Genomic DNA, 14,606 nt, shown 5'->3' with positions numbered 1-14,606 from the left:
AATATCTTTTATTGCTAGGGCTAAAGATAAAAAGCTTTACAGTATTAGGCAATTAAACAGCCATATAATTAGAATTTAAATGTAAGTTGGCCAGAGTTTTCTTTCGACTGGTTGCCGAATTTAACAAAATCAACCGGTTCATACTGCCCCATATCGGGATTAAAGCGGCGGATATACACACCGTTACACATAAAACTCAGATCGACCGAACGTAGCATTTTCTTTGCAAATTCAAGTCGTTCGGGCTCCAGCCTGCGTCCGATGGAGATATGGGGTTCATCACTGATCTCGATCAGGTCAAAGGGACTCAATGTGTGCACAACCTTTCGCGCTCTATCCTTCAGGTAACTACGGGCATGTACCGTCGGACCGATATAGAAAGCACCACCAGCAAAGGAAGCAAAGTGATCAAAATACACATATTGGCTGCGCTCATAACGCAGGGACTGGTGCAATACAGCGATAGCCTGTGCCAGCATATCGTCATTTCCTGTAAAAGCACAAATAGTTACATGGGCTTTGGAATTGCAGCTATGGTACCAGCCCTTGTCCTTATCCGGAAATTCCTCCGCCAATGCAGCCCGCAAGCGCTGCTTTATCCCATCTACCAAAACTATACCAGCTTCATCAGGCTGAAAAACAAACGAATATTTATTAACGCTACCCTCCATAACAAAAAATCAGCTTTTGATCAGTAGGTAAGATACCAAATCCGATGGAGATAACAAAACGGTGTGGCTCTTCTGCTCAGACATTGCCTGGCTGACAGCGTTAGCTGCAGCATGTGCAGATGCTACCAGCCGATTCCGTAATCCTCCCCATTATTGCTGCTACCGCCCCAGAGTGTACCATGCTGCTGATCAAAATAAATGGCGTTGATCGGACCGCTGTTGCGCTCACCAAACTGTATACTGTACCCCATTTTCTGAAGCTTTTCGACGACTTCGGGCGACGTGCGTTTATCCAGTAGCAAACTTCCCGCCCGTGGTTTTCGGTCATCCAATTTGGTACCGCCCAAAGACAGCCACAACTGATTGCTGTTGATATTTGGCGCTTCACTGGCCTGTTGTGGGGTCATGCCGAACTCTACTGTATTCAAAAAGAATTGAAGCAGGTTTTGATCCTGTGTATCCCCGCCCTGCACCGCGAAAGAAAGGTAAGGCTTTCCCCCTTTTAAGGCTAAAGAAGGTGTGAGCGTGACCCGCGGGCGTTTGCCCGGTGTCACCACATTGAAAGGATTAATGAGGGAGTCGAGGACAAAGCTTTGCAAACGCTGGCTCATGCCTACCCCTGTATTTCCGGCAATACAGGCCGGTAACCAGCCCCCACTTGGTGTAATGGAAACAACCCAACCTTCGGCATCCGCAGCCTCCACACTTGTGGTTCCGCGCAATAAACGGTCCATATACACACTATCCCGGATTCCGGAGGCCCAAAGGGCAGTATCCGACAGGGATAGCAAAGATGAGGTGGAACTCACATCGTGCTTGGGCACAAAATCCTTATGTGATTCGGTATTCGGCGTGAATTTCTTGCTGCGCTCCCCGAGCAGGCCGGTAAAAGGGTTCTGCTTCCCTTCATAAGGGTAGGGATCCCCCGGAAGTACCTGTGGATTGTTATGTGCCGGGTCAATGGTGGCAGCCCGTGCCTTGGCGTAGGAATCACTTAAGAGCCCCCGGATAGGGGCTATAGGTTTGAAATAGGGATCACCATAATAGAAATCCCGGTCGGCAAAGGCCAGATTCATCACTTGATAAAGCGTATGGATATAGGGGGCTGAATTATATCCCATGGCTTTTAAATCAAAATTTTTCAGTAGCTGCAAGCTCTGTAGCATGGCCGGTCCCTGTGTCCATTCCTGCAATTTATAAACGTCAATACCTTTATAGTTGACATGTAAAGGCTCTTCCTCAATGGGCTTCCAATTAGCCAGATCCGCTTTGGTGATCAAGCCTCCCTGTTCTTTGCTGCCGCGGACAAATTCATCAGCGATATCGCCCTTATAAAAGCGGTCATAAGCCGCCATAATCGCTGTTTTTCGATCCTTGCCGGCTGCAAGGGCTTTCTTTTCAGCTTCAACAAGTTTGGTTAATGTCCGGTGCAGGTCTTGCTGTACAAAGATTTCCCCTGCTTCGGGAGCTTCCCTTTCCCTGCCTTCATGCACGAGGAAAACTTTTTTGCTATAAGGCCATTCTTTGATACGTGCTTTACCACGTTCAATGCTATTGGCTGTCTGGGCATCGATGGGATAGCCCGCCGCCATCTCGATGGCCGGCGCCAGGATTTCAGCCAGGCTTTTGGTGCCGTACTCTGCCAACATATAACATAAGCCCCCAGGTGTACCGGGCGTAACCGCAGCAAGCGGACCGTATTCCGGCGGGAATTCATAACCCTGCGACCGAAAAAAATCGACCGTTGCTCCTGTCGGTGCCACGCCCAAAGCATTGATGGCAATTACCTTTTTCAATTTTGGATGATAGATCAAAGCCTGGGTTTCCCCACCCCAGCTCAGGACATCCCACATGGTACAGGTTGCAGCAAGCATTGCACAGGCCGCATCGACCGCATTACCGCCTTGCTGGAACAACTGTGCACCGGCTGTCGCCGCCAAAGGTTTTCCGGTGATGGCCATCCAATGCTTGCCGTGCAAAGGCGGTTTCTCCGTCCGTTGTGCCCGGGCCTGTACCGGCAGCAATGCAGTCATTATCCCTGCAAGAGCAGTAAATAGCATATATCTTCTTTTCATCCCTGTTATTATTTTTTGTCCAAAGTCCGCCACTCTGGTCTCTCCCGTTGTTGAAATAAGGATACCAGACCGGATTTGCGCATAGCAGCGCATGTATATCGTTATTGAAGACAATATAGGAATTATTTAAAAAACCATCAGACCATTGCTGCAAATCCGGTTATAAAAGACCGGAAAAATCGTTCTGAAAACCAAAAGCCCATACCAACCGAAGTTGATATGGGCTCTCTATACTGCCTTTTTGGTTATCGGCTTACCAATAAATGGAGTACAAGGCTGTTACCAATAGGGCAACAATCAATGTTCCGATCAAAAATGCTTTATGCGGTTTAAACATTGTGGTATCTACTTCAAGTCCTGCAGGCACTACACCACGCTTGTTGTCCAACAGACTGATAATGATCATACCGACAATACAAATGACAAAGACAAAGCCCATCCGATCCAAAAACGGAATTTCGTAAACACCGGTTGTCGGATTTGGAATAGAAAAACCGGTAGAGGCCAAGAACGAAAGATCTGCCCAGTCCGGTAATTTTTTGAAAATAATAGACAGGATAAATCCACCGATCGTCGCAAATAACGCAGCATTGGAAGTCGTCTTTTTCCAAAAGAATCCTAAGATAAACATGGCAAAAATACCCGGCGACACAAATCCGGTGTACTCCTGAATGTACTGGAATCCACCTTTTTTGTCGATGCCCAAATGTGGCGCGATGATCACGGCCAGAATCATGGCGACAACAACAGTCAATTTACCAATATTGACCAATTTCTTGTCAGTAGCCTCTGTATTGAATACTTTCTTATAAATATCCAGCGAAAAGATTGTCGCGATGCTATTTGCCTTACCCGCCAACGAAGCAACTACCGCAGCAGTCAAGGCTGCAAATGAAAGTCCTTTCAGTCCTGACGGCAACAGATTCAATAAAACAGGGTAAGCATGATCTGGGTTCACCTCACCATGTTGCATCATTTCATTTTGGAATAAACCATCTTTCCACATCACGTAGGCTGCAATACCGGGCAATACCACAATAATCGGCATTAACAATTTTAAGAAGGCTGCAAACAAGATTCCGTTGCGTGCAGTCTTTAGATCAGCACCCAATGCACGCTGTGTAATATATTGATTACATCCCCAATAGTTTAGATTTACAATCCACATACCACCGATCAAAACGGTTAATCCCGGTAAATCGAGGTAGTTTTCATTCTTGCGATCCAGGATCATATGGAAGTGATCAGAGGCTTTCTCGGTCATCAGGTGATAGCCCTGCAATATGCCTGAACCACCATAATGTTCTGACACGAGATTCAATGCCAAATAGGTTGTTGCCAAACCACCCAACACCAAAAAGAACACTTGAATAATATCCGTATAGCCAATCACCTTCATACCACCCAAGGTGATAATAACGGCAAAAATAGCAATGGCATACATACATGCTTCCAGACTGATACCCGAAATACTGCTGACGGCAATGGCTCCCAAATAAAGAATAGAAGTCAGGTTGACCACAACGTATAACAGTAACCAAAAAACGGCCATAATCATGGCAACGGTACCATTATATCGCTTGTGCAGAAATTGTGGCATGGTAAAAATCTTGTTTTTGAGGTAGACAGGTATAAAAAATACCGCAACCACAATCAAGGTAATCGCTGCCATCCATTCGTAAGTCGCAATCGCCAGGCCCATCTTAAAGCCCGAACCACTCATACCAATAAATTGCTCCGCAGAAATATTGGACGCAATCAGCGAGGCTCCGATCGCCCACCAAGTCAGGGACCCTTCGGCAAGGAAATAATCCTTTGAGCCTACAGACTCAGACTTTTTGCGATAATACACCCATAATCCATAGCCTGCAACAATGACAAAGTATATCAGGAAAACGATGTAATCTTTTGTGCTTAAATAATTATTCATGTGTTGGTAATTGGTTTAATTTGATCGCCTAATATAGAAATATTTTGAATAACTATATATATCTATTGATCAAATTTTCTAAATACTCCTGTCTGCCGCTGATCGTTTGTGGCTCACCGAATTCTACTGCCAGATCTCTTAAACGTTCCAAACTCAAGGTTCCTTGCTCAAAAGAAGCCCCATTGCCGCTATCGAAAGAGGCATAGCGGTCGGTCCGTATTTTACGGTATTCAGAATCTTCCAAGATACGTTCGGCGGTAAGCAAAGCCCTAGCAAAAAGATCCATTCCTCCGATATGCGCATAGAATAGATCTTGCGGATCGGTTGAGTTCCTGCGAATTTTGGCATCAAAATTAACTCCACCGCCCTGGAAGCCGCCGCCTTCCAAAATGATTAACATAGATTCGGTTAGTTCATTGATATCATTTGGAAATTGATCGGTATCCCAGCCATTTTGATAATCACCCCGGTTGGCGTCAATGGAACCTAATTTCCCAGCATCAATAGCAACCTGCAATTCGTGCTGGAAAGTGTGCCCCGCTAAGGTAGCATGGTTTACTTCAAGATTAAGTTTGAAATCGTCCAATAGGTCATATTGTCTCAAAAAGCCCAATACGGTTGCTGCATCGTAATCGTATTGGTGTTTGGTCGGCTCACATGGTTTGGGCTCGATAAAGAATGTGCCTTTAAAACCATTTTTACGGGCATAATCCTTCGCTAAGTGTAAAAACTTGGCAAGATGCTCCTGTTCACGTTTCATATTGGTATTGAGTAGGCTCATATAACCTTCCCTTCCACCCCAGAACACATAGTTTTCACCACCAAGGGCAATTGTTGCATCCAATGCAGCTTTTACCTGGGCAGCACCATGTGTCAATACCTGAAAATCCGGATTGGTCGCTGCCCCATTCATGTAGCGCTTATGGCTAAAAAGATTGGCAGTACCCCAAAGCAGCTTGATGCCACTCGCTTGCTGTTTCTCTTTGGCGTAATCCACGATCGTTGCCAATCTTTTTTCATTTTCCAGTACGTTGTCGGTATAATCAACCAAGTCCACATCATGAAAACAGTAGTATGGAATATTCATTTTACTGATAAATTCAAAAGCGGCATCCATCTTGTCCTTTGCACGTGTGATCGCATCTGTGCTCTCATCCCAAGGGAAATTGTGCGTAGCACCGCCGAATGGATCCGAGCCATCACCATTGAACGAATGCCAATAGGAACAGGCGAACTTAAAATACGCTTCCATGGTTTTACCCGCAACGACTTGCTTCGGATTGTAATAACGAAAAGCAAATGGATTTTTACTTTCTTTTCCTTCAAATTCGATCTGTCCGATCCCTTTAAAAAACTCTTTTTGTCCTTTGATAATATTCATCTTATTTAATATTGATTTTTGTTTCTAAAATTTTCTTCCATTGTTGATAATTTTCTTCATACTGATCAACAACCTTGGGCTCCACCGTATAAACAGGTTTTAAACTTCTGAAAGCTTCGGTGAGATCGCTGTAATAGCCGCTGCCGATTCCCGCCCCCAAGGCCGCGCCAACACTACCGTCATGATCATAAACTTCCACAGGAACATTGGTCGCCCCCACGAATGAGTCGCGGAATACCGGGCTCATAAATAAATTAGCGTGTCCCGCACGGATCATCTGCGGATAAAGGCCATTTTCACGCATAATATCCAAGCCATAGCGAAAAGCAAAGGCAATTCCTTCCTGGATAGCCCGTAGGATATCAGATGTTTCATGTCTATTCAGGTCAATGGATGAGATCGAGGCACCTACCAGCTGATTATTTAACATACGCTCGGCACCATTGCCAAAGGGAATAACCTGCAAGCCCTTACTTCCGATCGGCGAGTTCGCAGCCATGGCATTGATCCGATCGTAGGATAAATCTCTTCCCAAAAGTTTCCTGCCCCAGCTGTTCATAATCCCCGTACCATTGATACAGAGCAATATGCCTGTCCGGATCGCATCTTTCTGATAGTTGACATGGGCAAAGGTATTGACACGGGACTCGCGGTCAGCGATCAGCTGATCACTCACCCCATAGATCACCCCGGAAGTTCCCGCCGTGGCTGCCACTTCTCCCGGCTGTAATACATTCAATGACAATGCATTATTTGGCTGATCTCCAGCCTTGTAGTTAATCGTTACTTCGGGTGACAGTCCCAGTTCTTCGGCCACAGTGCGTTTAATCTGACCGTGTTCAGCAAAAACAGGGCGTATCACCGGAATCAGACCGGAATCAAAACCATAATAATCCATCAAGGTAGCGGACAGTTCATTCTGTTGAAAATCCCAGAATACCCCTTCCGATAAAGCAGAAATGGAAGTACTGACAGTCCCTGAAAGTTTCATGGCAATAAAATCACCGGGAAGCATGATCTTGTCAATTCGCTGATAGGTTTCGGGCTCGTTTGCCTTAACCCAAGCAAGCTTGGAAGCCGTGAAATTACCGGGAGAGTTGAGATGGTGTTTTAAATTGAATTCCTTTCCGATCTCCTCAAAAGCTTCATTTCCCAATGCAACAGCCCGGCTGTCACACCAGATAATCGCATTGCGCAATACCTGTTGATCTTTATCGACAATAACAAGTCCATGCATCTGATAGGCGATGCCGACGGCCGTGATTTGCTTCGGATCGTATAAGCCCGTGGCATTCGCCTTGGATAAGGCCTGTTTAAAATAGCTCCACCAATCGAGCGGATCCTGCTCCGCCCAATTGGGCTGCGGTGAATAAATGGGTGCTTCAACAGCGGGATACTGCGCTGAACAGATCTTTTGTTGTGTGGACGCTTCGACAATGGAAACCTTGACCGAAGATGTACCGATATCTATACCTAAAAAATACATCTGATTTTTTTAAAACTGGTTATTTAAAACAATAAGCGGAAACAACATTGCAACCGGTTGCATAAAAGTAGGATATGTTTCTGAATTTTCCAAAATATTCAATAAAATTATTTACTTTGGGGCGTGAATAAAAAAACAACGATTTATGATATTGCCCGGGCGCTTGGAATCACGGTTTCAACGGTTTCCCGTGCCTTGAATAACGTACCCACCATCAGTGAGGCTACACGGCAGCTGGTCTTGGCAAAGGCCAAAGAACTGAATTACAGTGTCAATAAAATTGCGTCTTCGCTCTCTTCGGGCAAGTCCAATACCATTGGTGTTATCGTGCCGACAATGCAAATCCACTTTTTTGCAGAGGCTGTTCACAGTATCGAAAAAGAATTAAAGAAACACAACTATAGCCTATTGCTCTATCAGTCAAACGAATCCTATACGGATGAAGTAAACGGTGTAAAAACCTTGCTGGAAGCACAGGTAGACGGAATCATTGCTTCCCTCTCCCTGGAGACACAGGATATTGCACATTTTCAGGAAGTCATCAAACAAGGCAAATGCCTGATCATCTTTGACCGTACACATCAGGACATTGCCGCGCCTGTCGTCAAGCTAAACGACTTTGAGGCGGGTTATCTTGCGACTAAACATCTGATCGAACAGGGCTATAAAAAAATCGGTTTTATCACCACAAACAAAGAAATCGCTATTTTCAAGGATCGTTTCAACGGTTTTGAAGCAGCTTTGAAGGAAGCGGACCTTCCTCAACTCGATGAACTTATTGTGCATGGCGAACTATCTATCGAAGCCGGGATAAAAGGCACAGAGCAGATTTTGAAATCTTCCATTAAACCGGATGCCATCATTGGCGGGGATGACTTTACTGCTGTCGGGATTATTCAGGCGCTTAAAACTGCACATATAGATATCCCCGAAACGGGTGTGATCGGTTTCGCAAATCAGACCTTCTCTTCGTTTATCACACCGACCCTGTCCAGTATCGATCAACAGGCCAACAAAATGGGGGAAGAATGTGCCAAACTCTTTTTACAAATGGTCAAACAAAAGGATCCTTATGAAGACATCCAGCAGGTTGTCCTTGATCCGATCCTGATAAAAAGAAAATCTACCTGCAGAATAGACAAATAATTAATAACTTTGCCGAAATTTGAAATAAATGCAAGCCCGGCAGAAGTTTAGAATTCTAAGTATTTGCTTATTATTTGTTATCCAGGCACTCTTTCTAGTGGCCATCTTTGTTGAAAACACCAGTTCATATATTGTACTGTCTTTCATCGGATTACTCTCTTTATTCATGTTATATAGCTACTTTAAGTCGCCTATACATCATCATATACATGAATATGAGTCGATCAAAATAGCGGTATGGGTGCCCGTAGGCGCTATTGTCTCCTATTATTTTAATCAGATTTTTGGTCTTGGCCCAGTGATGGGTGCTGCACTGACAGGAACATTGGCATCATTTATCCCCAATATCAATAAAGAGTCCGGTTATCTTCCCCACCTCCCTGCCGCCGTCTATTGTGGTGCCTTCGTCGGCATGTCCAGCGCGCAGGTTGCCCACGGTTTTTCTTTTATCCTGACCGCGAGCGTTTTTACCGCCATCTTTCTGATCATTTCAAAAAGCCTGCTGAATGGGATCGGTGGAAAATTGGGGACATTGGCTTTTCTTGGTGTTTCGATGACCTATTTACTGCTTTATCTTTTCAAATAACATGGAAACATTCATCCTCTATCTTGTCGGAATTATCGGAAGCACAGCAACATATTTTGTCAATACCCGATACAAACAGGGGGCTGTCCGTTCCTCTGCCTTATTGACTTTGATCGTGTCCGGTTTTCTCTATTTTTTTCCACAGCTATTGTCCAGCTATCTTACACAGTATATTCCAGCCGTATTTATCGGTGCATCTTTTATCGGAATGGTGTCCAAAACGCAGTTGTCCACCTATTTCGGTCTCTCTTTGGCAGGCATAATCTTCACCACCATCCTGCTCAATACCAGCAAGTTTTTTAATGGATATGGCGGCGCATTGGGGACATCGGCCTGTATATCGCTGCTCGTGGTATTGAGTATCCCTTATTTTAAATCACCTAGAAAAATGACGGTCGGTTTTCTACAGTTGCGCAAAACAATCTTAAAAAAAGGGCGTAGGAGAAAAAGAAGAGGTACAGATTTATCGAAATAATATAGGTAGATTTACGGTAACAACGCGAGCGGAATTATGCAATAATACCATCGAATTTAACGCAAATAAACCGCATGCAATTAGATAACTGAATTTAATGTAATTATAGCGCTGAATTTACCGCAACAACTAGTATAACCACATGAAACCATTCTTCTATTTCTTCCTCATTCAGGTCTTTCTGACCGAAACGCTATCCGCACAAAAAAACACGATTCAGTTGTTGAACCAAGAACGCAACAGTAGCTACCGTGGACTAAGCGTAGTTGATGATCAGACGCTCTGGGTCAGCGGAAACAATGGAACAGTCGGGTTAAGTACGGATGCAGGAAAAAACTGGCAATGGATTAACCCCATTGGCTACGAAAAAATCGACTTTAGGGATATTGAGGCTTTTGATGAAAATGAGGCACTGATTATCTCCGCCGGTTCTCCAGCCTTGATCCTTCGCACCACTGATGCCGGCAGAAGCTGGAAAGAGGTTTTGAAAGATACTCGTCCTGAAATATTCTACGACGGATTTGCTTTTACCCCCAAGGGTGTCGGCATTGCATTTGGTGACGCCATCAACGGGAAGATGCCCTTATTGAAAACAACAGATTTCGGACAGACATGGCAGGATATATCCAGCAACTTAAGGTATACCATCACAGCAGGTGAAGCAGGCTTTGCCGCCAGTGGTACGGCTATCTTTAGTCTTCCAACGGGGGATTTTTGGATCGCAACCGGTGGTACTGTTTCAAATATTTACAGCAGTAGCGACCGGGGGGAAACCTGGCAACGCTACAGCTGTCCGATTGCCCAGGGGCAAAATAGCAGTGGCCCATTTTCCATAGCATTTCGTTCGCAAAAAAAAGGCATCGTTGTCGGTGGAGATTACCGGAATGACAAGCATACGGAAAAGGCCTGTTTTCTAAGCCATGATGGTGGAAAAACCTGGCATCCGTCCAGTCAGCCCATATCAGGCTTTAAGTCAGCGGTGATTTATCTTTCAAACAAACAGCTTATTTGCACCGGAACATCAGGTACAGACCTATCGGATGATCAGGGAAAGACATGGCATACCATCTCCCGGGAAAGCTACAATGCGGTACAAAAAGCAAAAAAAGGAAAAGCTGTTTTTTTGGCCGGGGATAAAGGAAAAATAGCAAGGCTGGTCCAATAGGCCAACCTTGCTATTTTCTGGGCTTCCCAGCTTTTGGTGCCGGATGCCACAAAAAGAATTGGAGTCTTTTTTTCCGGGTAATCGTCTTATCGGCGTGACAGCCGCGACTCTTCCAGATCCAGCGAATACTCCAGTTCTTTAATCACATCGCTGTCGTATTCTTTGCTCTCTTTCATCTTCGCTAATCCATCGCGACGCAAAGCCAGAATTTCCAGCATAATTTTGTTATATAATCCCCGTACAGCTGAGAGCTGCGCACGGGTATCTTCTTCTTTGGCACGTTCAGATGCATTTATGCTTCTGATAAGCTGTTCTTTTACCCTTGCGATTGTTTCGTATTCCATCATCTCTTTGGCATAATGCTTATCCAGATAAGCAATCGAGTCCTTACCGAGCTTAACGCGGATCTCATCAATCTGTTCTTCCACGGATACCTGTTCGTCGACCTCATCAATTTTTATTAACTTAATCAACAGGGGCAGTGTAAGGCCCTGAAACACCAAGGTCACCAGAATAACGACAAAAGTGATAAACAAAATTAGATTGCGGTGCGGAAAAGCTGTTCCGTCATATAATGTCATGGGAATGGCCAAGGCCGAGGCAAGTGAAACAACACCCCTCATACCGGCCCAACCGACTACCAAAGGCAGTTTCCACCCCGGACCTTTTTCTCTGACGCGCACCCGCTTGAACAATAGACGCGGCACATAGGCAGAGAGATAAACCGCTACCAGACGCAGGATGATGACAATAACACAGATCGCCAAGGCATAATCTATGGCCTCTTCCATCGAGTACTCACCCAATCCGTTGATGATCACGGGAAGTTCAAGTCCGATCAGGATAAAAACAAAGCCATTCAATAGAAAACCTATTGTCGCCCAAACCTCCTTGGTCTGGATACGGGTATGATAGTTCAGATAATCACCTGCACGGAAGGAAAGGAATAATCCGCCACTGACCACTGCCAAGACGCCCGACCATTCAAAATGCTCCGCAACGATATACATCAGGTATGGAGCAATCAAGGTGATCGGGGTTGATATGCTCGAGGATTTGGCCACGTAACGCAAAAAGAAATACAAGATATGGCCGATCACCAAACCAACGACAACCCCCATGACCGACAGAACAAGAAATTGTGTTGTTGCCGTACCCATGGCAAATTGACCTGTTAGAATAGCGATGGACGCAAACCGAAACACCGTCAGAGAGGCAGCGTCGTTGACCAGGCTCTCCCCTTCCAGAATGGCAATCCCCCGTTTGGGTATACTGATACCCTTTAACACCGAACTCGCAGCAACGGCATCTGGTGGTGATATAATTCCACCCAACAGAAAACCCAAGGCTAAGGTGAAGCCCGGGATAATGCTGACCGAAAAATAAGCGATTGCCAAGGATGTAAAAAAGACAAGGCCAAAGCCCATGATAAAAATAGATCGGCGCCATTTCAAAAAGTTTCCCCAATTCGTATACCAGGCAGCCTCAAATAGCAAGGGCGGCAAAAATACCAAAAAGACAATATCCGGATCTATACTAATGACCGGAGCTCCGGGAATAAGGGAAATACCTAAGCCGCCAATAACCAACAGGATGGGATAGGATATCTTTAGGCGCTGACTGAGGACAAACAGCATCGCCATAAAGAAAAATAACACCATCACCAGCAGCAGATTGTTGTGTATAGTATGTCCCTGCTTCCCTCCTACGGCAGATTTGACATCTTCATAGGGCGCCAGCATCGCGATATTATACTGCCTGATCTTCCAATCGTTGTCTATTTTGCTCACGACACCGGTACCACGAAAGTATTTTGTATTTATCTTAAAGGTTTCGTCAAACCATGCTGTCGTACTATCGGTATTAAAATGGACAGATCGGTTTTGGTAGGTATAATTCCAGGCATATTTGGGGTTAAAATACTGTTCAGAGAATCTATCGCTATGGTTTTTATCCCAACGTTCCTCCCTGTCGGCACCCAATATTACCGCATCTTCCGCAAGTGAATTGATAAAAGGGCCAAACTTCGCTTCGCCCGAAGATTTATGCCAGGTATCCAGGATAGCATTGATCGCATTTACAGGATCCTGAGCCTTTGAGGAAACGGCAAGTAAAAACAGGCTTAAAAAACAATAAATCGTAATAAAGGTCTTTTTAATCATAAACTATGATAACATGTTTTTAGTTTGTGGAAAGATATTTCCATTTAGGTCATAAAACAAAAAGCTGCGGATGCAGCTTTTTGTTTTTATTTAATTATTTCTTCGATCTCACGAATGATCTTTTGAGCAATCTGCTCGGCAGCTTCCGGGCTCGGACCTTCAGAGTAGATCCGAATGATTGGCTCGGTATTGGATTTACGTAAATGCACCCATTCATTTTCAAAATCTATTTTCAGACCATCAATAGTGCTGTGCTCTTCATTTTTATACTTTTCTTCCATTTTCGCCAATAGATTGTCAATATCCAGTTCCGGTGTTAACGTAATCTTATTTTTGGACATAAAATATTGTGGCAATGATGCGCGGTACTCGGAGGCTTTCTTACCCAATTTAGCCAAATGTGTCAAGAAAATAGCCACCCCCACTAAGGCATCACGACCATAATGTGAAGCTGGGTAAATTACCCCACCATTACCTTCACCACCGATTACGGCATCCACCTCTTTCATCTTGGTGACCACATTGACTTCACCGACAGCGGCAGCGTAATATTCACCGCCATGAGCCTTAGTCACATCACGCAAAGCACGTGTAGAAGATAGATTGGATACCGTGTTTCCTTTTTTATGCTGCAGAAGGTAATCCGCCACGGCAACAAGTGTATATTCTTCACCGAATAATTCGCCATCTTCCATCATAAATACCAAACGATCCACATCTGGATCTACAGCAATGCCCAGATCAGCTTTATTTTCGATGACAGCAGCAGATAAATCTGTCAAATGTTCTTTTAAGGGCTCCGGATTATGCGGGAAATTACCATTAGGCTCACAGTGAATTTTATAAATTGTCTGTACCCCCAACGCATCCAACAAGGCCGGAATAAATGTTCCACCCGTGCTGTTCACCGCATCCAGAGCAACTTTAAAGTTGGCTGCTTTGATAGCCTCTTTATCAACATATTCCAATGCCAATACAGCGTCAACATGTTTTTGTAAGTATGAATAGTCTTTGTGTACCGATCCGAGTTCCTCGACGGCAGAAAAATCAAAATCCAGGGATTCTCCAAGTGCCAATACTTCCTGCCCCTCAGCATCAGATATAAATTCGCCTTTTGCATTTAACAGTTTAAGCGCATTCCATTGTCCCGGATTATGCGAGGCTGTCAGAATAATCCCACCAGCTGCGTTTTCCATAGGAACTGCAATCTCGACCGTAGGAGTCGTCGATAATCCCAAATCAATCACATCGACACCGATACTCTGCAGGGTACCGATAACCAGATTACTGACCATTTCGCCTGAAACACGGGCATCTCTTCCGACTACAATTTTCTTTATGCCACTTTGCTTTACAATGATCGTTCCGTATGCAGCTGTAAATTTAACAATATCTATTGGCGTAAGTCCTTCTCCCGCACGACCGCCTATCGTACCACGTATTCCTGAGATTGATTTAATTAAAGTCATTTCCTTTGAATTGATTAACGTGTAAATTTAGCATTATGCCAATAAAATCTCGAATTAAAA

The 14,606-nt window shown here is 44.6% G+C and carries 11 protein-coding genes; 4 read left to right on the top strand and 7 right to left on the bottom strand.

Features of this window, described 5'->3' with window-relative positions; all coding sequences use genetic code 11:
* Nucleotides 1-68 precede the first annotated feature (68 nt).
* The 5 genes from ABTV71_RS05930 to ABTV71_RS05910 form a co-directional block, all read right to left on the bottom strand.
* Nucleotides 69-671, bottom strand: a complete 603-nt coding sequence (locus ABTV71_RS05930) for a 2'-5' RNA ligase family protein (RefSeq protein ID WP_433902486.1) — start codon at nucleotides 669-671, stop codon at nucleotides 69-71.
* A 122-nt stretch (nucleotides 672-793) separates the two neighbouring features.
* Nucleotides 794-2,746, bottom strand: a complete 1,953-nt coding sequence (locus ABTV71_RS05925; protein WP_433902485.1) for a gamma-glutamyltransferase family protein — start codon at nucleotides 2,744-2,746, stop codon at nucleotides 794-796.
* A gap of 253 nt (nucleotides 2,747-2,999) precedes the next feature.
* Entirely contained in the window at nucleotides 3,000-4,676 is a 1,677-nt protein-coding gene (locus tag ABTV71_RS05920; protein WP_433902484.1) for a sodium/sugar symporter, read from the bottom strand.
* Between the two features lie 52 nt (nucleotides 4,677-4,728).
* A complete protein-coding gene (gene xylA / locus ABTV71_RS05915; RefSeq protein WP_433902483.1) occupies nucleotides 4,729-6,057 on the bottom strand; it encodes a xylose isomerase in 1,329 nt (442 codons plus the stop codon).
* Between the two features lies 1 nt (nucleotide 6,058).
* On the bottom strand, nucleotides 6,059-7,543 hold the full coding sequence (locus tag ABTV71_RS05910) for a xylulokinase (RefSeq protein ID WP_433902482.1): 1,485 nt from the start codon (nucleotides 7,541-7,543) through the stop codon (nucleotides 6,059-6,061).
* A 123-nt stretch (nucleotides 7,544-7,666) separates the two neighbouring features.
* On the opposite strand from ABTV71_RS05910, the gene ABTV71_RS05905 reads away from it, so the two are divergent.
* From ABTV71_RS05905 to ABTV71_RS05890, 4 genes are all read left to right on the top strand, one after another.
* The gene (locus ABTV71_RS05905) at nucleotides 7,667-8,689 is read left to right on the top strand and encodes a LacI family DNA-binding transcriptional regulator (protein WP_121124968.1); all 1,023 of its coding nucleotides are present in this window, start codon (nucleotides 7,667-7,669) and stop codon (nucleotides 8,687-8,689) included.
* Nucleotides 8,690-8,855: 166 nt separating this feature from the next.
* The gene (locus ABTV71_RS05900; RefSeq protein ID WP_433902481.1) at nucleotides 8,856-9,275 is read left to right on the top strand and encodes a hypothetical protein; all 420 of its coding nucleotides are present in this window, start codon (nucleotides 8,856-8,858) and stop codon (nucleotides 9,273-9,275) included.
* 1 nt (nucleotide 9,276) lies between these two features.
* Nucleotides 9,277-9,750, top strand: a complete 474-nt coding sequence (locus tag ABTV71_RS05895) for a hypothetical protein (protein WP_121124966.1) — start codon at nucleotides 9,277-9,279, stop codon at nucleotides 9,748-9,750.
* Between the two features lie 142 nt (nucleotides 9,751-9,892).
* Entirely contained in the window at nucleotides 9,893-10,915 is a 1,023-nt protein-coding gene (locus ABTV71_RS05890) for a WD40/YVTN/BNR-like repeat-containing protein (RefSeq protein ID WP_433902480.1), read from the top strand.
* A gap of 86 nt (nucleotides 10,916-11,001) precedes the next feature.
* Here the strand turns inward: ABTV71_RS05890 and ABTV71_RS05885 are convergent, their stop codons facing one another.
* Complete coding sequence (locus ABTV71_RS05885) at nucleotides 11,002-13,077, bottom strand: Na+/H+ antiporter (protein ID WP_433902479.1); 2,076 nt, start codon at nucleotides 13,075-13,077, stop codon at nucleotides 11,002-11,004.
* Between the two features lie 86 nt (nucleotides 13,078-13,163).
* A complete protein-coding gene (gene glmM / locus ABTV71_RS05880; protein WP_433902478.1) occupies nucleotides 13,164-14,546 on the bottom strand; it encodes a phosphoglucosamine mutase in 1,383 nt (460 codons plus the stop codon).
* Nucleotides 14,547-14,606 lie beyond the last annotated feature (60 nt).

It is taken from the genome of Sphingobacterium puteale (assembly GCF_050986225.1).
Taxonomy (GTDB): Bacteria; Bacteroidota; Bacteroidia; order Sphingobacteriales; family Sphingobacteriaceae; genus Sphingobacterium; species Sphingobacterium puteale.
This window is presented reverse-complemented; position numbering and strand designations above follow the sequence as displayed.